The 20,603-nt window shown below is 71.3% G+C and carries 21 protein-coding genes; 14 read left to right on the top strand and 7 right to left on the bottom strand.

What is annotated here, in order from left to right:
- Positions 1–77: 77 nt before the first annotated feature.
- Positions 78–1,373, bottom strand: coding sequence for a sulfate adenylyltransferase subunit 1 (locus IR170_RS17945; protein ID WP_056863430.1), 1,296 nt, complete (start codon positions 1,371–1,373; stop codon positions 78–80).
- Entirely contained in the window at positions 1,373–2,287 is a 915-nt protein-coding gene (gene cysD, locus IR170_RS17940; protein WP_056863431.1) for a sulfate adenylyltransferase subunit CysD, read from the bottom strand. The genes IR170_RS17945 and cysD overlap by 1 nt, the downstream gene beginning before the upstream one ends.
- A 211-nt stretch (positions 2,288–2,498) precedes the next feature.
- Here cysD and gmd point away from each other — a divergent pair, with 211 nt between their 5' ends.
- Positions 2,499–3,536, top strand: a complete 1,038-nt coding sequence (gmd, locus tag IR170_RS17935; RefSeq protein WP_193666277.1) for a GDP-mannose 4,6-dehydratase — start codon at positions 2,499–2,501, stop codon at positions 3,534–3,536.
- On the opposite strand, the gene IR170_RS17930 is transcribed toward gmd, so the two are convergent.
- Positions 3,504–4,562: a sulfite exporter TauE/SafE family protein gene (locus IR170_RS17930; protein ID WP_193666276.1), complete on the bottom strand. Its 1,059-nt coding sequence runs from the start codon at positions 4,560–4,562 to the stop codon at positions 3,504–3,506. The genes gmd and IR170_RS17930 overlap by 33 nt on opposite strands.
- 85 nt (positions 4,563–4,647) lie before the next feature.
- Entirely contained in the window at positions 4,648–5,931 is a 1,284-nt protein-coding gene (gene cysC / locus IR170_RS17925; protein ID WP_319805151.1) for an adenylyl-sulfate kinase, read from the bottom strand.
- Positions 5,932–6,019: 88 nt separating this feature from the next.
- Here cysC and IR170_RS17920 point away from each other — a divergent pair, with 88 nt between their 5' ends.
- The 9 genes from IR170_RS17920 (at position 6,020) to IR170_RS17880 (ending at position 10,533) form a co-directional block, all read left to right on the top strand.
- Positions 6,020–7,000: an asparaginase gene (locus IR170_RS17920; protein ID WP_227489519.1), complete on the top strand. Its 981-nt coding sequence runs from the start codon at positions 6,020–6,022 to the stop codon at positions 6,998–7,000.
- Between the two features lie 112 nt (positions 7,001–7,112).
- Positions 7,113–7,511, top strand: a complete 399-nt coding sequence (locus tag IR170_RS17915) for a helix-turn-helix domain-containing protein (RefSeq protein ID WP_193666274.1) — start codon at positions 7,113–7,115, stop codon at positions 7,509–7,511.
- Between the two features lie 57 nt (positions 7,512–7,568).
- Complete coding sequence (locus tag IR170_RS17910) at positions 7,569–8,318, top strand: hypothetical protein (RefSeq protein WP_193666273.1); 750 nt, start codon at positions 7,569–7,571, stop codon at positions 8,316–8,318.
- A 123-nt stretch (positions 8,319–8,441) separates the two neighbouring features.
- Positions 8,442–8,732: a DUF2516 family protein gene (locus IR170_RS17905; RefSeq protein ID WP_056903389.1), complete on the top strand. Its 291-nt coding sequence runs from the start codon at positions 8,442–8,444 to the stop codon at positions 8,730–8,732.
- A gap of 26 nt (positions 8,733–8,758) precedes the next feature.
- Complete coding sequence (locus IR170_RS17900) at positions 8,759–8,962, top strand: hypothetical protein (RefSeq protein WP_156697800.1); 204 nt, start codon at positions 8,759–8,761, stop codon at positions 8,960–8,962.
- 88 nt (positions 8,963–9,050) lie between these two features.
- Positions 9,051–9,212, top strand: a complete 162-nt coding sequence (locus IR170_RS17895; protein ID WP_193666272.1) for a hypothetical protein — start codon at positions 9,051–9,053, stop codon at positions 9,210–9,212.
- A 174-nt stretch (positions 9,213–9,386) separates the two neighbouring features.
- A complete protein-coding gene (locus IR170_RS17890; RefSeq protein ID WP_193666271.1) occupies positions 9,387–9,743 on the top strand; it encodes a phosphomannose isomerase type II C-terminal cupin domain in 357 nt (118 codons plus the stop codon).
- 116 nt (positions 9,744–9,859) lie between these two features.
- The gene (locus tag IR170_RS17885) at positions 9,860–10,039 is read left to right on the top strand and encodes a hypothetical protein (protein WP_193666270.1); all 180 of its coding nucleotides are present in this window, start codon (positions 9,860–9,862) and stop codon (positions 10,037–10,039) included.
- Positions 10,040–10,227: 188 nt separating this feature from the next.
- Positions 10,228–10,533 carry an STAS domain-containing protein gene (locus tag IR170_RS17880; protein ID WP_193666269.1) on the top strand — a complete coding sequence of 102 codons (306 nt, stop codon included), beginning with the start codon at positions 10,228–10,230 and terminating at the stop codon, positions 10,531–10,533.
- A 43-nt stretch (positions 10,534–10,576) separates the two neighbouring features.
- On the opposite strand, the gene IR170_RS20480 is transcribed toward IR170_RS17880, so the two are convergent.
- The 3 genes from IR170_RS20480 to IR170_RS17865 are packed head-to-tail and all read right to left on the bottom strand — an operon-like array spanning position 10,577 to position 14,696.
- A complete protein-coding gene (locus IR170_RS20480) occupies positions 10,577–11,803 on the bottom strand; it encodes a glycosyltransferase (RefSeq protein ID WP_319805150.1) in 1,227 nt (408 codons plus the stop codon).
- Positions 11,800–13,449 carry an ArnT family glycosyltransferase gene (locus tag IR170_RS17870; protein WP_193666268.1) on the bottom strand — a complete coding sequence of 550 codons (1,650 nt, stop codon included), beginning with the start codon at positions 13,447–13,449 and terminating at the stop codon, positions 11,800–11,802. The genes IR170_RS20480 and IR170_RS17870 overlap by 4 nt, the downstream gene beginning before the upstream one ends.
- The gene (locus IR170_RS17865) at positions 13,446–14,696 is read right to left on the bottom strand and encodes a glycosyltransferase (protein ID WP_056863441.1); all 1,251 of its coding nucleotides are present in this window, start codon (positions 14,694–14,696) and stop codon (positions 13,446–13,448) included. The genes IR170_RS17870 and IR170_RS17865 overlap by 4 nt, the downstream gene beginning before the upstream one ends.
- 608 nt (positions 14,697–15,304) lie before the next feature.
- Here IR170_RS17865 and IR170_RS17860 point away from each other — a divergent pair.
- The 4 genes from IR170_RS17860 to IR170_RS17845 all read left to right on the top strand — a co-directional run bounded on the left by IR170_RS17860 (position 15,305) and on the right by IR170_RS17845 (position 20,572).
- On the top strand, positions 15,305–16,102 hold the full coding sequence (locus IR170_RS17860) for a glycosyltransferase (protein ID WP_193666267.1): 798 nt from the start codon (positions 15,305–15,307) through the stop codon (positions 16,100–16,102).
- Positions 16,095–17,495 carry a glycosyltransferase family 4 protein gene (locus IR170_RS20475; protein WP_193666266.1) on the top strand — a complete coding sequence of 467 codons (1,401 nt, stop codon included), beginning with the start codon at positions 16,095–16,097 and terminating at the stop codon, positions 17,493–17,495. The genes IR170_RS17860 and IR170_RS20475 overlap by 8 nt, the downstream gene beginning before the upstream one ends.
- Positions 17,496–17,567: 72 nt before the next feature.
- The gene (locus IR170_RS17850) at positions 17,568–19,133 is read left to right on the top strand and encodes a phospholipid carrier-dependent glycosyltransferase (RefSeq protein ID WP_193666265.1); all 1,566 of its coding nucleotides are present in this window, start codon (positions 17,568–17,570) and stop codon (positions 19,131–19,133) included.
- Positions 19,130–20,572: an oligosaccharide flippase family protein gene (locus IR170_RS17845; protein WP_193666264.1), complete on the top strand. Its 1,443-nt coding sequence runs from the start codon at positions 19,130–19,132 to the stop codon at positions 20,570–20,572. Before IR170_RS17850 ends, IR170_RS17845 begins: the two co-directional genes overlap by 4 nt.
- Positions 20,573–20,603 lie beyond the last annotated feature (31 nt).

The following is a 20,603-nucleotide window of genomic DNA, read 5'->3' as shown; positions in this document are numbered from 1 at the left end:
GCGCAGGCGCCGCCTGCGCGTCACGCACGAAGGCCCCCGACCTCGCGGTCGGGGGCCTTTGTCGTGCTGGGCGTGGATCAGCCGGCGTTGTTGATCATGCCGGCGCCGACGGTGATGCCGGTGGCCTCGTCGATGAGGATGAACGAGCCGGTGGTGCGGTTCTTCGAGTACGGGTCGCACAGCAGCGGCACCGTGGTGCGCAGGGTGACGCGACCGATCTCGTTGACCCCGAGCTCCTTGGTCTCCTGGTCGCGGTGCAGCGAGTTGACGTCCAGGCGGTACTGGATGTCCTTGACCAGGGCGCGGGCGTTGCGGGTGGTGTGCTTGATGGCCAGCTTCTGGCGCGGCTTGAGCGGCGCCGTGGTCATCCAGCAGACCATCGCGTCGATGTCCTGGCTGGGCTGCGGGGCGTTCTTGACCCGGGCGATCATGTCGCCGCGCGAGACGTCGACGTCGTCCTCGAGGCGCACGGTCACCGACATGGGCGGGAACGCCTCGGTGACCTCCTGGTCGAAGAGGTCGATGCCGGCGATCTTCGAGGTCATGCCGCTGGGCAGCACGACCACCTCGTCGCCCGGCTTGAGCACGCCGCCGGCGACCTGGCCGCCGTAGCCGCGGTAGTCGTGGTGCTCGTCGGACTTCGGGCGCACGACGTACTGCACGGGGAAGCGCGCGTCGATGAGGTCGCGGTCGGAGGCGACGTGCACGTGCTCGAGGTGGTGCATGAGGGTGGGCCCGGAGTACCAGCCCATGTTCTCGGATCGGTTGACGACGTTGTCGCCGGCCAGGGCCGAGATCGGGATGACCTCGAGGTCGGGGATGTTGAGCTTCGTCGCGAACTGGGTGAACTCGGCGTGGATCTTCTCGTAGACCTCCTGGGAGTAGTCGACGAGGTCCATCTTGTTCACCGCGAGCACGAGGTGGGGCACCCGCAGCAGCGACAGGATCACCGCGTGGCGGCGCGACTGCTCGGTGAGGCCCTGACGGGCGTCGACGAGCACCAGACCGAGGTCGGCGGTGGAGGCACCGGTGACCATGTTGCGGGTGTACTGCACGTGGCCCGGGGTGTCGGCGATGATGAACTTGCGGTTGGGCGTCGCGAAGTAGCGGTAGGCCACGTCGATCGTGATGCCCTGCTCGCGCTCGGAGCGCAGACCGTCGGTCAGCAGCGCGAGGTCGGTGTAGTCGTAGCCCTTGGACTGGCTGGTGGCCTCGACGGCCTCCATCTGGTCCTCGAAGATCGACTTGGAGTCGAGCAGCAGGCGACCGATGAGGGTCGACTTGCCGTCGTCGACCGACCCGGCGGTCGCGAACCGCAGGAGGTCCATGTTGGTGGTGATGGTCTCGGTGGTCTCGGTGTCGCTGGCGGCCATCAGAAGTAGCCCTCCTTCTTGCGGTCTTCCATGGCGGCCTCGGAGAAGCGGTCGTCGCCGCGGGTGGCGCCACGCTCGGTGACCCGGGCGACCGCCACCTCCTCGATGATCTTCTCGATGGTGTCGGCGTCCGACTCCACGCAGCCGGTCTGGCTGAGGTCGCCCACGGTGCGGAAGCGGACGGTGCGCTCGGTGACGGTCTCGCCCGCGCGCAGCGGGTTGAGGTCGTTCTCGCTGAGCAGCATGCCGTCGCGCTCGAAGACGCGGCGCTGGTGGGAGTAGTAGATCGAGGGGATCTCGATGCCCTCGCGACCGATGTAGTCCCAGATGTCCAGCTCGGTCCAGTTGGAGATCGGGAAGATGCGCATGTGCTCGCCCTCGTGCAGGCGCCCGTTGTAGAGGCTCCACAGCTCGGGACGCTGCATCTTCGGGTCCCACTGGCCGAACTCGTCGCGGTGGGAGTAGACGCGCTCCTTGGCGCGGGCCTTCTCCTCGTCGCGGCGACCGCCACCGAAGGCGGCCGTGAACTGGCCCTCCTCCAGCGCGTTCAGCAGCGTGCCGATCTGCAGGCGGTTGCGGCTGGTCTTGCCGTCGTCGACGACGATGCCGTCGGCGATGGCCTGGTCGACCGAGGCCACGATCAGGCGCAGGCCCAGGCGCTCGGCCCAGGAGTCGCGGGTGGCGAGCACCTCGGGGAAGTCCAGACCGGTGTCGACCTGCAGCACCGGGAAGGGGATCTTCGCGGGGTAGAAGGCCTTCTCGGCGAGGCGGAGCATCACGATGGAGTCCTTGCCGCCCGAGAACATCAGGACGGGCTTCTCGAACTCCGCTGCGACCTCACGGAAGATGTGGATCGACTCCGCTTCCAGCTGGTCGAGCTGGCTCAGCCGGTAGTCGGCGTGCGTTTCGGGCATGCGAAAGGGGACCTCTCCTCGGGACAGCAGCCCTCATCGTAGACCCGGCGCGGCCCGGGGCATGAAACGTCCACGTTGTCGCGCGTCATAGGGCACAAAGCCGGCCGGGAGGACGGCCCGGTGCGCACCGGCGGTCGCGGGGGCGGCGGGGGCGGTCGGCGGTCCGGGCCCCCGCTAGCGTTGCGTCACCATCGTCGGACGCAGGGGTTCCATGAAGCGCGCTCTCATCACCGGTATCACCGGGCAGGACGGCTCCTACCTGGCCGAGCTGCTGCTCGGCAAGGGCTACGAGGTGCACGGCCTCCTCCGGAGGTCCTCCACCTTCAACACCTCGCGGATCGACCACCTCTACCAGGACGTCCACGACCCCGACGCGCGTCTGCTGCTCCACCACGGCGACATCACCGACGCCGGACGGCTGATCCAGCTCGTCGAGCGGGTGCAGCCCGACGAGGTCTACAACCTGGCCGCGCAGTCGCACGTCAGGGTCAGCTTCGACGAGCCGGCCCACACCACCGACGTCACCGGTGTGGGGGCCGTGCGGCTGCTCGAGGCGGTGCGGGCCAGCGGCGTGCCGGCGCGGTTCTACCAGGCGTCGAGCTCGGAGATGTTCGGCGCGGTGAACCCGCCGCAGAGCGAGGAGACCGCGCTGCACCCGCGCTCGCCGTACGGCGTCTCGAAGGTCTTCGCGCACTGGATGACCCGCAACTACCGCGACGGCTACGGGATGTTCGCGGTCAGCGGCATCCTCTTCAACCACGAGTCCCCCCGTCGCGGGGAGACCTTCCTGACCCGCAAGGTGACGCGCGCGGTGGCGGCGATCAAGACCGGCCGGGCCGACCACGTCTACCTCGGCAACCTCGACGCGGTCCGCGACTGGGGCTACGCCCCGGAGTACGTCGAGGGCATGTGGCGGATGATGCAGGCCGACGAGCCGCAGGACTACGTCCTCGCGACCGGCCGCGACTTCAGCGTGCGCGACTTCGTCGCGGCGGCCTTCGACCACGTCGGCCTCGACTGGGAGCGCCACGTCCGCTTCGACGAGCGCTACCTGCGGCCCACCGAGGTGGACGCGCTGCTGGGCGATCCGGGCAGGGCCGAGGCCGAGCTGGGCTGGAAGGCCACCGTGCACGTGCCGGAGCTGGCCCGGCTCATGGTCGACGCCGACCTCGAGGCCCTCGAGCACGAGGGTCCGACCTGGATCGACCGCCCGGTGCTAACCGACTGGCCGGTCGTCGGTCGGGCCTGAGCCCTCCCCGACGCCCGCCCGTGCGGCCGCACGGTCGGTGCGCGAGCCGCCGTAGGACCACGAGTCGAGCTCGGAGACGGTCGGGGCGCCGAACATCGGCAGCCCCTGACCCTTGCGCAGGAAGCCCCAGACGACGGGCACCAGCACGGCCATGACCAGGCCGATGACGCCGATGAGGACCGGGTGGGTCTCCTCGCGGCCCAGGGGCGCCCAGCCGGCCTTGTCGAGCAGCGCGACGCCCGACATGGTCAGCACGACCACGATGCCGCGGCGGATGAACGACTGCGGCACCTTGGGGGCGATCTTGCTGCCCAGGATGGTGCCGGGCACCGATCCGATGATGAGCGGGATCGCGATGCCCCAGTCGAGGCCGTTGATGGCGATGTTGGAGATGGCCGCGGCGAGCACGAGCGGCACGGCCTGGACCAGGTCGGTGCCGACCAGCTTCACCGCGGACAGACCGGGGTAGAGCATGAGCAGGGCGATCATGATGACCGAGCCGGAGCCGACGCTGGTGATGCCGACCAGGATGCCGCCCAGGGCGCCCACGAGCAGCGTGGGGATCGGACGGACCTTGGGGTCGGGGTCGCCGGTGGGGCCGCCGGCGCGCACGCGGCGCAGGTTGACGTAGAGCCGCAGCGCGTAGGTGAAGGCGGCCAGCAGCAGCGCGAAGCCGATGCTGAGCTTCAGGACGCGGTCGAGCTGCTCCTCGTCGGTGGTGAAGAAGTGCACGAGATAGGGCCCGGCGAAGGCCATCGGCACCGAGCCGAGGATCAGCCAGCCCGCCATCCTGAAGTTCGGAGAGCCCTCCTTGGCGTGCACGGCGGCACCGCCGGTCTTGTAGACGGCCGCCGCGGTGAGGTCGGCGGTCACGATCGTGGCCGCCTCACCGCCGCCGACGCCGAGGAAGATCAGGGCCGGCGTCATCAGGGCGCCGCCGCCCATGCCGGTCAGCCCCACGACGATCCCGACGAGGAAGCCCGCCGCGAGGATCGAGAGCGCGGTCAGGGTGAGGATCTCGGTCATGCGGGGATCCTCCTGGATCCGAGGAGGGCAGGGACGACGACGCGCAGGAGATCATCGATCCGGGTGGCGGGCGACGCGGGCGCGCTCACGGCGTGGGCCCCGTCGACAGGGTCGCGGGGGTCGCGGAGTCGACACGCGCCGCAGGTCGGTGAGCGCCCGACAGGAGGTCGAGGTAGCCCGCGTCGCGCAGGGCGAGGAGCACGTCGTGGAGGGCGTCGTCGATGGAGCGGCCCGTGGTGTCGACGCGGACGTCGGCGTCCGTGGGCTCCTCGTAGGGCGAGGAGACGCCGGTGAACTCGGGGATCTCGCCGCGGCGGGCCTTGGCGTAGAGCCCCTTGCGGTCACGCCGCTCGCACTCCTCGAGCGGGGTGGCGACGTGGACCAGGAAGAAGGCGCCGCCGGCGGCGTCGACCATCTCGCGCACCTGCTGGCGGGTCTCGTCGAAGGGGGCGATGGGGCTGCACACGGCCAGCCCGCCGTGGCGGGAGACCTCGGCGGCGACCCAGCCGATGCGGCGGATGTTGGTCTCGCGGTCGGCCTTGGAGAAGGTCAGGCCGGCCGAGAGGTTGCGGCGCACGACGTCGCCGTCGAGGGAGGTCAGGCTGCGCCGGCCCTGCTCGAGCACGCGGTCCATCAGCGCCTGGGCCAAGGTCGACTTGCCGCTGCCCGAGAGGCCGGTGAAGAAGAGCACCAGGCCCTGGTCCTCGGGGGCCGGGCGGTCGCGGTCGACGATGGCCGCGACGTCGTCAGGGAGATCGGCGTCGTCGCCGGCGTCGGGCAGGGCCAGCACCGGGTCGCCGGCGGCGAAGGTCTCCACGACCTGCACGCCGAGGGCGTGGTCGGCCTCGGCGTCCTCGTGGGAGGCCAGCGGCACGGCCACGACGACGGCGTCGGGCAGCGAGGCGGCGGCGGCCAGCGTGGCCCGGACCAGTGCGACCGGCGACAGGTCCGCCGTGCCGGTGCCGACGAGGGCGAGCAGCGCGACGGGGCCGACCTCGCGCAGCCGCGCGAGCTGGTCGAGGCCCAGCGGGCCGGCGACGGGCACGAAGGTGCGGCCGGCGTACTGGTCGCGGACCGCGGCGGGGGAGAGGTGGCGGTCGCGGAAGGGACCGTACTGCGCGTGGGTCAGGGCCTCGACCGGTCCGGTCGGCCAGGGCGCGCGCGCCAGCGGCAGGCCCTCGGGGTCGACCAGCTCGATGGCACCGGCGGCCCGGGCCGCCTCGTCGACGTCGGGCGGGAGGGTCAGCGTCACGACGCTGCCGTCCTGGTTGAAGCCCGTCAGCGGCGCGAGGGCCCCGGTGGTGAGCAGCTCGAGGTCGTCGAGCTCTCGTGGGGTCGGGCAGTGCTGGGGCACGGAGGAGGCAGGCACGGCCGCCATCCTAAGCGGAGTAATCGAGGGGACTTGAGCGGTCGACTCGGCGTCGGTCGGAGCGAGGCACGCGGCTAACCTCGCGGGCATGTCCTCAGCCCAGCCAGCAGCCGAGATGCCCGTCGTCGTCGCCGAGATCCAGCGCTCCGGATTCGTCGAGGGCCACCACTACGGATCGGTCGTGGCGCTGAGCGCCGACGGAGCCGTGGAGTGGTCGGTCGGCGCGGTCGAGACGCCGATCCTGCCGCGCTCGTGCAACAAGCCGGTGCAGGCCCTCGGCATGGTCGAGGCCGGCCTCGACCTGCCGCCCGACCTGCTCGCGCTGGCCTGCGCGTCACACTCCGGGGAGCCCTTCCACATCGACGGCGTCCGGCGCATCCTCGCCACCGCCGGGCTCGACGAGAGCCTGCTGCTGACGCCGGCCGACTACCCGCTCGACGACCAGGCCCGTGAGGACGTCATCCGCGCCGGCGGCGCCAAGGCGCCGGTGCTGATGAACTGCTCGGGCAAGCACGCCGCCATGCTCGTCACCTGCGCGGTCAACGGCTGGGACCTCGCGACCTACCGCGACGCCGACCACCCGCTCCAGGTCGCACTCCGGACCACCTTCGAGCGGCTCACCGGCGAGGCCGTCGACACCGTGGCCGTCGACGGGTGCGGCGCGCCGCTGCTGTCGACCTCGCTGGTCGGTCTCGCACGGGCCTTCCGCGCCCTCGCGGTGGCCGAGGACGGCCCCGAGCGCCGGATCGCCGAGGCGATCCGGGCCTTCCCGCAGAACGTGTCGGGCAGCCGGCGCGACGAGCTCACCCTGCTCACCGCCCTGCCGGGTGCGATCGGCAAGGCGGGCGCGGAGTCCTGCTACGCCGTCGCCCTGCCCGACGGGCGGGCCTTCGCGCTGAAGACCGACGACGGCGCCCCGCGGGTGCGCCCGGTGCTGATGGCCGAGGCGCTGCGGCGCAGCGGGGTCGACGCCGAGGAGTGGGTGGACGGGGAGGCCGTGCGGCGCACGGGTGAGCTGGTGCTGCTGGGCGGGGGAGTGCCGGTCGGGCGGATCGCGGCCTGCTTCTGAGCTCATCCGGAAGGGTGTGCTAGCGGTGCTAGCGGGAATAGGCCCGGCCGTGTGAGGCGGTGCACAGTGCTAGCGCTTGCAAGCGCTAGCAATTGCTAGCACTATGGAACGCATGGCACAGGGAAAGGTCGGCAAGACCGTCGTCTCGCTCGGCGACTACCTCAAGGAGCAGCGCACCACAGCGCAGCTCTCCTTGCGGCAGCTCGCCCAGCAGGCCGGCGTCTCCAACCCCTACCTCAGCCAGATCGAGCGCGGGCTGCGCAAGCCCTCCGCCGAGGTGCTCCAGCAGATCGCCAAGGCGCTGCGCATCTCGGCCGAGCAGCTCTACATCCACGCGGGCATCGTCAGCCCCGACGACGGCGTCGGCGGCAGCGTGGAGATCGCCGTCCTCAACGACACGGCGCTCACCGAGCGGCAGAAGCAGTCCCTGCTCGACGTCTACCAGAGCTTCCTCGCGCTGAACGCCACCGGGCAGAGCACCTCCCCGGCCGCCGCCGGCGACGAGGCCTGAGCGACCACCACCCAGGTCCGGCACGGAGCCGGACCGACCCCACAGGAGGAAACAGACATGGCGAAGGCCAAGTTCGACATCAAGACCGAGGCGACCAAGGGCCTCTACGCGGGTGCCGGCGTGGCCGACCTCGCCGTCGAGGCGGTCCGCGACTACGTCGCCGACGTGCAGAAGAAGGTCTCCGACGTGCAGAAGGACGTGCACGCCAAGGTCAACGGCCTCAAGCCCGCCGCCCTGCGCGACAAGGCCACCACCGCGGTCAGCAACCGCGTCGAGACCATCACCGACGAGGCCAAGGCCCGCCGCGAGGCCATCGAGGCCCGCGTCGCCGAGCTCCAGGCGCTCCCCACGCGCGTGCAGTCGGCCGTCAACGAGAACGTCGACACCGCCACCTCGGCCTACGCCGACCTGGCCAAGCGCGGCGAGGTCCTCGTCGGGCGCATCCGCAAGCAGGACTCGACCCAGGCCACGGTGAAGCAGGCCAAGTCGACCAAGGCCCGCGCCAAGACCACCGCGACCCAGGCCAAGAAGTCGGCCGAAGCCACCACGAAGCAGGCCGAGACCTCGGCCAAGAGCACGGCCGAGACCGCGAAGAAGGCTGCGGCCTCGACCCGCAGCACCGCCAAGACCGCGGCCAAGAAGACCACCTCCACGGCCAAGACCGCCGCGAAGAAGACGACCACCACGGCCAAGAAGACCTCGGCGCCCGCCCAGAGCAGCGCGAAGGCCACCACCACCACGGCCAAGAAGACCGCCTCCGCCGCCACCGAGGCCGTCACCGAGGCCGCCAAGAAGGTCGGCGACTGAAGAGACCCCGACGACGACCAGCTGATGCTGTTCTGACTCACGCACGACGACGAGACCCCCGGGCCCGCTGGCCCGGGGGTCTCGTCGTTCGGTGGGCAGGGCGTCGTTGGCTAGGCTCGGGGCGTGCCCAACGTGACCGAGCTCGAGCTCAACTTCTACCTCGTCGTGGCCTTCGTGATCCTCGTGGTGAAGATCTTCACCTTCGTCAACGCGCTGATGTTCTCCGGCGAGGCCTACGAGGCGGCCGGCAAGCTGACCAAGCCGGCCTGGTGCCTGATCCTCGGCATCGGCGTGGCGGTCAACGTGCTCCTGCTGGGCTCGCCCATCTCGTTCCTCAACCTGATCTTCCTCATCGCGGCGCTGGTCTACCTCGCCGACGTGCGGCCTGCGCTGCTCTCGTTGACCAGGCGGTGAGACGCTCCGGCCTCTACGCTGTGCCGGTGCGGCGTCTTCTGGCGGTCGGTTTCTTCCTCGCCCTGACCGTCCTGGCGCTTCTGCTGCTCGCGGGTCACGGCCCGTGGGCGGGGGAGTCGTTCTGGGCGTTCGACGAGTCCCACGGACTGAACACCGGGGACGTCCCGGTCCTGGCGATCTGGGGCATGGGCGTGGTGGGGTGCGTCCTGCTCTGGACCCACGACAGCTGAACCGACGCTCGCCCTAGTCACAAATGACTAGGGCGGTCGCGCCGATCGCATCGTGCGCGTGGTCTGTGGACGCCGCGATGATCGTGGTGTGAACCTCGTCCTCGCCCTCCTCGTCGGATGGATGCTGCTGTCGGTGCCGCTCGGCCTCGCCGTGGCCGCCGTGCTCCGAGGCCCGCGAGGACGCGTGCGGGTCGGCTCACTCGCGCCCGTGCCCGTAGTCGGAGACAGTGCCCTCATGGACGTCGCCTGATCGGACGCTGCGACCGTCCGGGCTCCTCAGTCCGGCCCCGAACGACGGGCCGATGAAGTTTCGATGTCGGCGTCGTTCCGAGCGTGCTGCTGCCCTTACCCTTTACTGTGAGCGGTCACCACGGCCGCCGCCGTCGGTGCTTGCTCCGACGGCAAGCACGGGGGGACGAGAGACATGGCATCTGAGTTCGAGCAGCGGCCCTGGGGCGCCTGGTACGTCCTGGACGAGGACGAGGGCTTCAAGGTCAAGCGGATCGACGTCAAGCCGCATTCGCGGCTGAGCTACCAGACGCACGAGCACCGCGCGGAGCACTGGTTCGTCGTGACCGGCAAGGCGACCTGCGTCATCGACGGGGAGACCATCATCGCCGGGCCGGGTCAGACCGTCGACGTGGAGATCGGGCAGGCCCACCGGATCATGAACGAGGAGGACACCCTCCTGCAGATCGTGGAGATCCAGATGGGCCGCTACACCGGCGAGGACGACATCGTGCGCCTCGAGGACGACTACGGGCGGCACGACGAGAGCTGAGGGATGATCGCGCTCGGAGTGCCGGGCGAACGCCGGAGGGTCTAGTCACAACGGACTAGACCCTCCGGCGCGTTCGTGTGCAGCGGGCCGACTGTCCCGCCCTCGATGATGAGGGGGTGAACGCCGTCCTGATCCTGCTCGTGACCTGGATCCCGCTCTCCCTCCCGCTGGGCATCGCTGTCGCTGCGGTCCTGCGGGGTGCGTTCTCCTCAGCACGCCGTGGGGGTGCGCGCCGTCGGCTCACCCTCGTGCCCGGCGCAGGGGACGTCGAGGCCCCGCTGGGCGACGTCGCGTGACGTGCTCCGCCGCGTCACCCCCAGTCCGATAGCCCGGAAGGGCCAGCCTGTTCGGGTGGAGGTCGTCTGCGGCCCTGGCGGGTAAAGTCAGGGGAGTCCCGAGGCACCTCGTGGTCCTGCCGTCCAAGGCGGGCCCGCCCCGGGTCGCTCGACCACCCTGGCGCCGCGGCGCCGGTCAGGTGCTCCCCGTGATCCTCACCCACCTGCTGACGCAGCCCGGCCTCTGCTCGCTGCGATACGCCGGTGACCTCGACGCGTTCACCGCTGCGTCCATCCGACGAGCCGTCGGCGACGCACTGGCGTCGGGTTGTCGTCAGGTCGTGCTCGATCTCACCGACGTGGCCTTCGTCGACGCCTCAGCCCTCGGGGTGCTCGCGCGCACCTGGGCCGATGTCACCAGGTCGGGAGCCGGCATCGTGATCGAGAGCGCGAGCGCCACGTTCGAGCGGACGTCGCAGCGCGCCGGCACCACCGCGGTCTTCGCGTCGGCCTGAGGGCCGGCCCGTCGTACGCCGACCGGCCCTCGGCCAGGGGACGTCAGCCGACGAGCTCGTCCACCGGGGCGGCGACCGGCCGCCGGCCGGACCGCCGGCGCAGCACGACGAGGACGCCTGAGGCCCGCTGGGGGTAGACCACCCGGCTCATGAAGGCGTACCGCCCCGCGAAGGCCAGGACGATCAGGCCCGCCTGCGAAGCGAGCTCGCCTGCGCCGAGAACGCCGACGGCGAGCACGAGGAGGGGGAGGCGCACCAGCTGCTCCACGTTGTTGAACAGCACGGCCTGCCACGCCCTGCGTCGCCGCGACGAGGACCCGCGTCGGTCGCCGAAGACGAACCGCTCCTGCAGGAGGAAGTTGCTGACGATGGCGACCTCGGTGGCGAGCACGCTCGCCGGCAGGTAGTGGACACCGACGGCCAGCAGCAGCGCCATGCACGCCAGGTTGACCGCGAGACCCGTGAGTCCGACCAGACCGAAGCGCACCATGCGACCGGCCCTGAGGTTGAGCAGCTGGCGCACGAAGAGGAGCCCCTGGCGCAGGTCGGCCTTCGACTCACCCGCGTGGCGCTCGCCGAACTCGAAGGGCACCTCGGTGACCCGCAGAGGGTGGCGCGCGAGGATCTCCAGCAGGATCTTGAAGCCCATGGGCTCGAGCCGGTCCACGTCCAGCGCGCTGCGCCGCACCGCGAAGAACCCCGTCATCGGGTCGGTGCAGTCGCGCAGTCGCCGGGGGAACAGCGCCTTGGCGGACCACGTCGACGCCCGGCTGACCGCGTGGCGCAGCCCGCCGGCGAGCCCGTCGGCACCGCCGTCCTCGCAGTAGCGGGACGCGACGGCGACGTCGTGGCCCCGGAGGGCCGCCACGAGCAGAGGCACCGTGGCGGGCGGGTGCTGCAGGTCGCCGTCCATGACGACCACGGTCTCGGCGCTGCTGGCCCGGATGCCCGCGATCACCGCGCCCCCGAGCCCGCCCTGGCGCTGGCCCACGGCGCGGTGCACCAGCCTGACCGGCAGGTCGACCTCGCGGGAGACGGCGCGGACGACGTCGGGCGTGGCGTCGTCGGAGTCGTCGACGAAGACCACCTCGTGCCGGCCGTCGCGACCGAGCACCTCCTGCAGGGCCAGCACGAGCGGCACGACGTTGTCCTGCTCGTTGTAGGTCGGCACGACCACCGAGGTCGTCGGACGGACCGCCGGACCCTGGTCGCGTCGAGGCGCGACCGACGCCGCGATCCTGGGGTCGTCCTTGAGGTCGATCGTGCTCACTGGGCCCTCCGCCACACGTCGTAGAGCTTGGTCTGGGCCGGGCCGTCGACGACCCTGCGGATCTGCACCAGGGTCGAGCGCTCGCCCCACTCCGCCACGGGCTCGCTGTGACGGATGGCCCGCGAGAGCTGGGGCTTGGACTCCAGCGTGAGTCGGGAGTCGAGGATGGTGCGGTCGAGCACGAGGTAGTCGACCGAGCGCCACCCGTCGGGCAGGTTGGCCCTCCGGGCGATGGGGTCACCGTCGAGCTTGTAGGCCCAGATGGGGCCGGACCAGCCGTCGGAGGACCACCCGAGGTTGACCAGGGTGCTCCAGTAGGAGTCGCTCGCGGCGATCCTGGTGTCGCGCTCGAGGTTGGCGTCCATCCACGCGACGGCCGAGTCGTAGGGCTCGGTGCCCTCGTCGGTCAGAGCGAGCTCGATGCGGTCGGCGTGGGTCGGGCCGGTCCAGGCCACGACCGCGAGGAGTGCTGCCACCAGGCCGGCGCGCCCGGCCAGCCGCAGGCGCGGGCCGCGCGAGGCCACCGCCGTGGTCGCGCGGTCGGCGATCCCGGCGATCGCGACGGCGGCGAAGGGCAGCACGCCGATGACGTACATGACGGGCATGTAGCCGCCGGGTCGCAGCGCCACGACCGCCATCGTGGTCACGAGGACGCCGACGCAGCGCAGCCGCGGCACGGCCAGGCACACCAGGCCGGCGACGACGCCGCCGATCGGGAGGAGCTCGTCGTAGAACAGCCAGCTGTCGAGGACGGTGTAGGCGTCGCTCCCCACCTGCCAGAAGTTGCCGGAGCCGCCGCGGTCGACGAGCTGGAACAGCACGGCGTCCTGGACCGACACGTGGTCGGGGCCGGCGAACAGCTCGAGCTTCAGGAGCGCGTAGAGCGGGTACAGGCCGATGACGAGACCGCTCGCCATCAGCGCGCCGACCACGCCGAAGGCACGCGTGGGTCGGTAGGCGTAGGCCCACAGGCCGACCAGGAGCGCCGGTGCGGCGAGCACGGCCGTCTCCTTGGTGAGCACGGCGACGCCGAAGCAGACGCCGGCTCCGACGTACTGCCACAGGTTGCGACGCGGGCTGGTGACCAGGGCCATCGCCCCCACGACCCAGGGGAGCGTCAGGTTGTCGAGCATGACCTGGCGTCCCTCGAAGACCACGAGCGGCGAGAGTCCCCACAGCAGCATCGCGCCCAGGGAGAAGCCGCGCCGGAGGCCGAGGTTGCGGCCCAGGCGGTAGACCAGTAGCGCGGTCACGACGGTGTAGAGCACCATGACGTAGCGCGCCACGGTGATGCTGGGCTCCACGCCGACGAGGGTCGGCAGGCCGAGGAACGAGGCCAGCTGCAGCCAGCCGGCCGGCGGGTGGTCGTACCAGTAGGTGTAGTGGGCCAGGTCGCCCTGGTAGACGGCCCAGGCCTGAGCGACGTAGGTGCCCTCGTCGTCGAAGTAGGCCGGCCACCCGTTGAGGTTGGCCACGTGGACCAGGGCGACCAGGGCCACGGCGAGACCGACCCAGACGGCTGGGCCCGGCCGGCGACCGAGCCCGCCGCGACGGCGGAGCGAGCCCGGCGTCTCCGGTGCGTCGGACGGGCGGGCCACGGGGCCGGTGGGCACCGGGGCGAGGTGGCGGCCTTCGAGGAGGCTCATGCCGCCACCTCCTCGAGGTGCGCACCCACGTGGCTGGTCTTCTCCCAGGAGAAGTTGCCGCTCCAGTACTTGCCGACAGCGCGCAGGGAGGCCGCGGCCAGCAGGAGCTGGTAGAACGGCGTCGAGACCACGAGCCACACGTAGTCCAGGGCGCGGATGCGCACCTGGAGGTCGCGGCCGAACTCGTGGAGCACGATGATCTCGAAGGCGATCGTCATCAGGGCCGGCGCGAGCGGGGCGAAGGCGATCAGCACGGCGAGGATCGGCAGGCCCCCGATGATGGCCGAAGCCACCGCGAGGGGCAGCACCAGCCCGGCGAAGGCCACCGTGTACTGCTGGCTCAGCAGCCAGAGCGCCCGGACCCGCTGCCGGCGCGTGGGGAGCTTGCGCCACTCGCCCTTGGCCATGACCTGCATGAAGCCGAGCGCCCACCGCGTGCGCTGCTTGACGAACGCGGCGACGGTGTCGGGGGTCTCCTCCTGCGTGACTAGGGCGGGCTCGTAGACGCAGACGGTCTTCTTGCCCAGCACGGAGAGCCGGACGCCGATCTCGCAGTCCTCGGCGAGGCAGTCGCCGTCCCAGCCCCCGACCTCCTCGAGCAGCGCGCGACGGATGAAGACGGTGTTGCCGCCCAGAGGCACGAAGCCGTTGTCGGCGTGACCGTGCAGGCGCGAGCGGAACCAGATCCGGTACTCCAGGCAGTTGCGCAGGCTGAACCACCGGCTGCGCAGGTTCATGAGGTGCACGGCCCCCTGCACGACGTCGGCGCCTTCGCGTCGGAAGGTGTGGTCGACGTGACGCAGCAGGCCGGGAGCGGTGAGCGACTCCGCGTCGATGATGCCGACGACGTCACCGGAGCACTCCTGCAGGGTGCTGTTGAGCTGGCGCGGCTTGTTCTTGTGCTCGTCGTGGTTGATCGCGATGTGCACGCGCGGGTCACGGGCCGCGATGCGCCGAGCCGCCTCGATGGTCGCCTCGTCGTCGTGGCCGAGACTGATGAAGACCTCGAAGTCAGGATGGTCCTGGGCCAGCAGGCGACGGACGGTCTCCGCCATCACGCGCTCGCTCTCGTCGCGGCACGGCATGATCAGGCTGAAGGACAGCCCCGGCCGGTCGGTGCGCGGAGCGTTGATGGACTCGTAGGCCTCGGGCGAGCCCCAGGCGTGCATCATCCACCACAAGGTGGCCGCGGAGATCGTCGTGAGCGCGACGGCCACGACCACGACCAGGACGACGAGCGCCGTCACGGGCGTCGCTCGCGGCGCGTGGTGGACGTGCCGTGCGTGGGCACAGCAGTAGTGAGTGACATCGTCTTTCCCCCCGGTTGCGACGATCAGTGGACCGGGGGGGCGGCGACGGTGCCGCACCAGAACCCCAGGTCGGGATGGACTGTACAAATGTCCGATCGACTATGGCAATCGTCGGTTAAATCACGTAGTGGACTTTTGGTTAACGCCAGGTTTCCCGCGCCCGCCTGTCACGCCCCGTTCACCGGCGCGTCGAGCGGGTCGCAGTGGCGGTGCGCGGGGGTGAGCGAGGCCCCGACGCACTCGGTGCGCCGGTCTCGGGCCGGCCTCCATCGCAGGTCAGAGGCCTGAGACGGGTGACGAACGCCCCGGCCGACGCCACCCGTGAGCGGGGCCGGAGCGCCCGAGGATGGCGCGATGTCGTGCGTTCGATGATGCATCTCACGTGTCGGACTAGAAAATTCTCGGCCGATCGGAGGATGCGCGAAGGGCTCGGTCCGGACTGGCTTTGCTTTGCGAGTCGTGTTCTCCTGTGGACGGATCCGAGGCGGCCGGGCAGCGACCGGGCATCACCGCGCGGATCCTTCAGATCGATCTGGGGGGATCACATGAGCATCACCGCTGGGCGAGTGCGCCCTGACGAGGGGCGATCCGGACGCGGTCCGGGACTGCGCTCCTCCTCCGTGGCCGACCTCGAGGTCGTCATCCCGGTGCTCAACGAGGAGCTGCGCCTGGGCGCCACCCTCGACGAGATCGCCGTGGCTCTGGCCGACGCGCCCTTCTCCGTGTCCGTGGTCGTCGTCGACAACGGATGCACCGACGGGACCGCCGACGTGCTGGAGCGCTTCCGCGACCGGCTCGACCTCCGTCTGGTCAGCTGCTCGGAGCGGGGCAAGGGCGCGGCTGTCAGGCGCGGTGTGCTGGAGACCAGGGCCGCCGTCGTCGCCTACTGCGACGCCGACCTGTCGACGCCGCCGAGTGCATTGCTGGACGGGATGCAGATGGTGCGCGGTGGTCACGACGCCGTCATCGGGAGCCGGCGGGCCATCGGCGCGAGCATCGAGGTGCCCCAGAGCCTGTTGCGCCAGGTCGGTAGCCGGGCCTTCAACCGCGTGGCCACGACCATCGTCGGCCCGATGCCCGACACCCAGTGCGGATTCAAGATGCTCGACGGCGCGTTGGCCCGGCGGGTCTTCGGCACCATGCGCCTGCAGGGCTACGCCTTCGACGTCGAGCTGATCGCCCGCATCCAGCGGACCGATGCCGTGGTGGCCGAGCTGCCGGTGAGCTGGTCGAACGACGCTGGTAGCCGGTTCAACGTCGTCAGCGACGGCTGGCGCTCCTTCCGCGACCTGATGACCGTGCGCCGGGTGCTCAACGAGACCGAGGCGGTGGCCCGTGCGTGACGACACGAGCGGATACGTCGTCGTGGCCAACTGGCGCGACCTCGACCACCCGCAGGCGGGTGGGGCGGAGCTGGTGTGCGACGAGGTCGCTGCGGACCTCGCCCGAAGGGGACACCGCGTGGTGCTGCTGACCTCCTCAGTGGCAGGCCGGCCACGCGAGGAGCAGGTGCACGGCTACACCGTGCGTCGGCGGGGTGGTCGCTTCACCGTCTACGCCTGGGCGCTGCTGTGGCTCCTCCTGCACCGTCGCAGCGTGCGGGCCGTGATCGACTCCCAGAACGGCATCCCGTTCTTCAGCCCGCTCGCGGTGCGGCGCTCGACCCCGTGCCTCCTCCTGCTGCACCACGTGCACCAGGACCAGTTCGCCCTCTACTTCCCGCGGCCGGTGGCCGCGGTCGGCCGCTTCCTCGAGTCCACGGTCTCGCGCGCCGTCTACGGCACCAGGACGGTGATCGCCGTGTCCCCGTCCACCCGCCAGGGCGCGCGGGAGATCCTCCAGCTGCGCGGCGAGGTGAAGATCGTCCCGCCAGGCTGGCGGGTGAGTCTCGACCTCGCGACCTCCTCGCCGGTCAAGACGGACCATCCCTCCGTCGTGAGCGTCGGTCGCCTCGTGCCGCACAAGCGCACGGGCATGACCATCGAGGCGGTGGCCGCGCTTCGGGCGACGGTCCCCGACATCACCCTCGACGTGGTGGGAGGGGGCACCGAGCTGGAGGGTCTGAAGCGCCTGGCCGCAGACCTCGGCGTCGACGACATCGTCACCTTCCGGCCCCACTGCAGCAACGAGGAGCGCGACCAGGTGGTGGCAGCGTCGTGGCTGTGCGTCAACGCCTCCGAGGGGGAGGGATGGGGCATCTCCGTCATCGAGGCCAACGCACTCGGCACCCCGGTGGTGGCCTACGCCCGCCCGGGACTGCGTGACTCCATCCAGCACGGCACCAACGGTTGGCTGATCGACGACGCCCAGCCGCTGGCGGAAGCGGCAGCGCCGCTGCTCGCCGAGCTCGCCGCCCCCGCACACCGGGCGGCCCTGGCCGCGGCCTGCCACGGCTGGGCTCTGAACTTCACCTGGAGCGCGATGACCGGGCGCATCTGGTCGGCCGTCGAGCAGGAGACCCGTCGCCTGTCGCTGCCCCACCCCGAGCGTCGTACGGGGTCAGACGTCTCGACGGTCGTGCGGGTGCCCGCCGAGCTGGTGCCGGTCGACTGGCAGCCCCGTCTGCGACACGGCGACGTGGTCAGCACCGGGCCGGGATGGGTCGAGGTCTTCCTCGCCAACGCCGACACCAGCGCGAGCGCCGCCGTGATGCGGCGCGTCGGCATCGTCGACGACGGACGCATCGAGTACCGCGTCGCTCGCCGGCGGGACCACCTGGCTCCCCTGGCCGGCTGATCCGTGACCCAGACCGAGGACCGGGCCACGTCCGCGCGCCCTGAGCAGCCGGTCCACCGGGCCGACTCGCCGGTGAGGACGCACGCCTGGTCGCAGCGCGCTGCCGCGACGCTGAGGAGGAGGCCGACCGGACGACTCGTCGACCTGCTGCTCCCCGCGGGGCTGCTGGTGCTCGCGCTCGCGCTGCGGTGGTTCCGTGTGGAGAGTGCCTACGACGTCTTCATCGACGAGGTCACCTACCGCGAGCTCGCGCACAACGTGGCCACCGGTGCAGGGGTCGTGCTGTACGGCGAGCCCTTCACCCTGCACCCGCCGGTCTCCTTCCTCGTCCTCGGTGGTGCGCTGCGACTCCTCGGCCCCGACCTCGCCCCCATCGACTCGATCCTGGCGCTGCGGCACGTGAGCGCGGCCGCCGGAGCCCTGGTCGTCGTCGCGGTCTGGGCCCTGGCCCGCCGTGTGGGTCTGGGCCGGGTCCCGGCCCTCGTCGCGGGTGGCCTGGTCGCCGTCGACCCCTTCCAGATCTCCTTCGACAGCAGGGTGCTGATCGAGCCCTTCGCCCAGCTGTTCCTCCTCGGGTGCCTGCTGCTCCTGGTCACCGCTGCTCGCACCACCGAGCGGACCCGCGAGCGGTGGGCCACCGCCGGCGCGGCCGTCCTCGGCGGGCTGACGCTCTCGACCAAGGAGACCTTCGGCATGGTGCTGGTCGGAGCCCTCGCCGTGCTGGCCCTGTGGTTCGGTGCGGCGGTGCGCCGGCGGACCACGGTGACCGTGCTGGTCGGCAGCATCGCCGGCTACGCGGCGTGCAGCCTGGCGGTGGCCTCGTCGTACGGCTTCTCCACCTGGTGGGACTCGCGGACCGAGGGGCTCGCGCGGCTCGTCGGCACCGAGCAGCCGACCGGCTTCAACTCCCCGACGACCCAGGTGACGCTCACCTCCCGCATCGCCGCCAACGCCCAGGACTTCGCGGTGACCTACGGCCTCCTCCTGCTCGGCGGCATCGCCACGCTCGTGCTGCTGCGGCGGCTCGTCGCCGCCAGCGAGCGTGCCGCCCTGAGGCCGGACCCGATGGCCGTGGTGCTGCCGGCCTGGAGCCTGGCTGCCTGCGGCTACCTCGTCTACGCCACGTTCATCGGCTCGATCGAGGAGCAGATGTACTACATCACCCTGGCGCCCTGCGTCCTGACCCTCGTCCTGTGGGCCCGGTCGTGGGCCGCCGGCATCGGCCACCGACTCGCCCCCGTCGTGGTCGCCGTCCTCGTGGTCGTGCCGGTGCTCTTCGACGTGTCGGTGTGGCACCGCACCCACACGACCGACGTCGATGCCTACGCGGCCTTCGTGCACTGGGAGGCCGACGCCATCACCGCCGGCAGCCGCATGGCGGTCACCGAGGGCACCGCGCAGTTCCTGGTCGAGAACGCCGAGCTGGGCGAGTGGTCGACCGTGCGCGAATTCCGTCGCGAGGACGTCGACTACGTCCTCGTGCAGACCAAGCTCGTACGTGAGGGGTACGGCCTCGCCAGGCCGGCTGTCCTGGCGCGTCTGGAGAAGCAGGCGGACGTCGTCTTCGAGGCGCCGGCGGGCGACGGAGACCGGCTCGTGCTGTTCGACGTGCGCCCCCTGACGGGCGGGTCGTCATGACCGGCTCGACGGTCGAGGACACCGCCGGACCCTCCTCGCCCTCCGCGTCGAGCGGCTGGGCCCGCGGGGCTCTCTGGCTCTCCCTGGCCGTCGTGGCCATCAGCGGCGGCAACTACCTCTTCAGCCTCTCCATGGCGAGGCTGCTGCCGCAGGCCGCGTTCGTCGAGTTCGTCGGCGTGCAGTCGGTGCTCCTGGTGATCGGGACCGGGGTCATGGCGGCGGTGCCGTGGGTCGTGGCCCGCGAGGTGGCCCACGCCTCGACCCTGGGCGAGGGTGCGGGGCACGCCCGACGACAGGCACTCCACTTCGGCGTGGTCGCAGCCTCCGTCCAGGGTGTCGTGCTGGCGGCGCTGACGTTCGTGATCTGCCTGGGCATCGGAGGTCCCGGCCTCGCCCTCGTCGCAGCCGGCGCAGCACTGGCGACCTCGCTGCTCGCAGCCCCGGTCGGGTTCCTCCAGGGTCAGCAACGCATGTCGACCATCGCTCTGCTGCGCATCGGCGAGGCCATGGGCCGGATCGTGATCGGTCTGGTCGCGGTGGTCGCGCTCGGCGGATCGGCGATCGGCGCGGTAGCCGGGATGCCGATAGCCAGCGCACTGCTGCTGCTGGCGGCTGTCGTCCTGTGCCGTGCCGGCCTACCGCTGCGACGACCCCGTCGGGGCGTCACCCGCGAGCTGTTGTCCACGGCCCTGGTGCTCGGCGTCGTGCAGGTGCTGCTGACGATGCTGTCGAGCGTCGACACCGTGGTGGCGGCAGCGGCTGGTTGGTCGGACCTGGACGGGTACGCCTACCAGGCCGCTGCGCTGCTCGGGCGCGCGCCGCTCTTCCTCAGCATCGCGCTCGGCCAAGCCATCTATCCCGCCCTCGTCGCCGCTCGGTCCGACGAGGCTCATGCCGAGCAGCTGCGGCTGGGGGTAGCCCTCTTCGCCCGACTGGGAGTCCTCGCCCTCCTCGCCTTCCTCACCGTGCCGACCGACCTGGTCGCGGTGGTGGGCGGGGAAGCCGCTGGCGAGGTGTCCGCGCTGGTGCGCATCACCGGGGTCACGGGAGTCGCTGCCGGTGTGGTCAACCTCCTCGTGGTGGGCCTCCTCGCCCGCGCGCGCTCCCGCACTGCGCTCCTGGTCCTGCTCGCGGCCGCCGTGCTGCAGACCGTCGCCCTCGTGCTGGCGTCCACGCGCGGTGCCCACGCCGTGGCACTCACCGCGGCCGTCGTCATGGTGGGACTGCTGTGCCACCTCGCGGTGCGCACCCGGTCGTGGCGCCCCTGGGCAGGTGTCGGGCGGTCGGACCTCGCCGGCGCCCTGCTCGCCACGGCGTTCCTCGCAGGCGGCGACGCCTCCGGCTCCACCTGGGTCTGGCTCCTGGCCGTGCCGCTGGCCACCGCGGCGCTCCTCGGCACCTCCCTGCACACCATCCTCGTATCGAGAGGCGACTCATGACGGACCAGCGCGTCAGCCATCACCGCCCTGG

The organism is Nocardioides kribbensis (assembly GCF_015070375.1).
In the GTDB taxonomy this organism is placed as follows: domain Bacteria; phylum Actinomycetota; class Actinomycetes; order Propionibacteriales; family Nocardioidaceae; genus Nocardioides; species Nocardioides kribbensis.
Note: the sequence above shows the minus strand (reverse complement) of the source record. Positions and strands in the feature narration are given on the sequence as shown.

Excerpts from the sequence above, each read along its gene's own strand:
- cysD (WP_056863431.1), bottom strand. The coding sequence starts at position 2,287 with ATGCCCGAAACGCACGCCGACTACCGGCTGAGCCAGCTCGACCAGCTG.
- IR170_RS17845 (WP_193666264.1), top strand. The coding sequence starts at position 19,130 with ATGACCGGCTCGACGGTCGAGGACACCGCCGGACCCTCCTCGCCCTCC.
- gmd (WP_193666277.1), top strand. The coding sequence starts at position 2,499 with ATGAAGCGCGCTCTCATCACCGGTATCACCGGGCAGGACGGCTCCTAC.
- IR170_RS17860 (WP_193666267.1), top strand. The coding sequence starts at position 15,305 with ATGAGCATCACCGCTGGGCGAGTGCGCCCTGACGAGGGGCGATCCGGA.
- IR170_RS17910 (WP_193666273.1), top strand. The coding sequence starts at position 7,569 with ATGGCGAAGGCCAAGTTCGACATCAAGACCGAGGCGACCAAGGGCCTC.
- IR170_RS17915 (WP_193666274.1), top strand. The coding sequence starts at position 7,113 with ATGGCACAGGGAAAGGTCGGCAAGACCGTCGTCTCGCTCGGCGACTAC.
- IR170_RS17945 (WP_056863430.1), bottom strand. The coding sequence starts at position 1,373 with ATGGCCGCCAGCGACACCGAGACCACCGAGACCATCACCACCAACATG.
- IR170_RS17930 (WP_193666276.1), bottom strand. The coding sequence starts at position 4,562 with ATGACCGAGATCCTCACCCTGACCGCGCTCTCGATCCTCGCGGCGGGC.
- IR170_RS17920 (WP_227489519.1), top strand. The coding sequence starts at position 6,020 with ATGTCCTCAGCCCAGCCAGCAGCCGAGATGCCCGTCGTCGTCGCCGAG.
- IR170_RS17890 (WP_193666271.1), top strand. The coding sequence starts at position 9,387 with ATGGCATCTGAGTTCGAGCAGCGGCCCTGGGGCGCCTGGTACGTCCTG.
- IR170_RS17870 (WP_193666268.1), bottom strand. The coding sequence starts at position 13,449 with ATGAGCCTCCTCGAAGGCCGCCACCTCGCCCCGGTGCCCACCGGCCCC.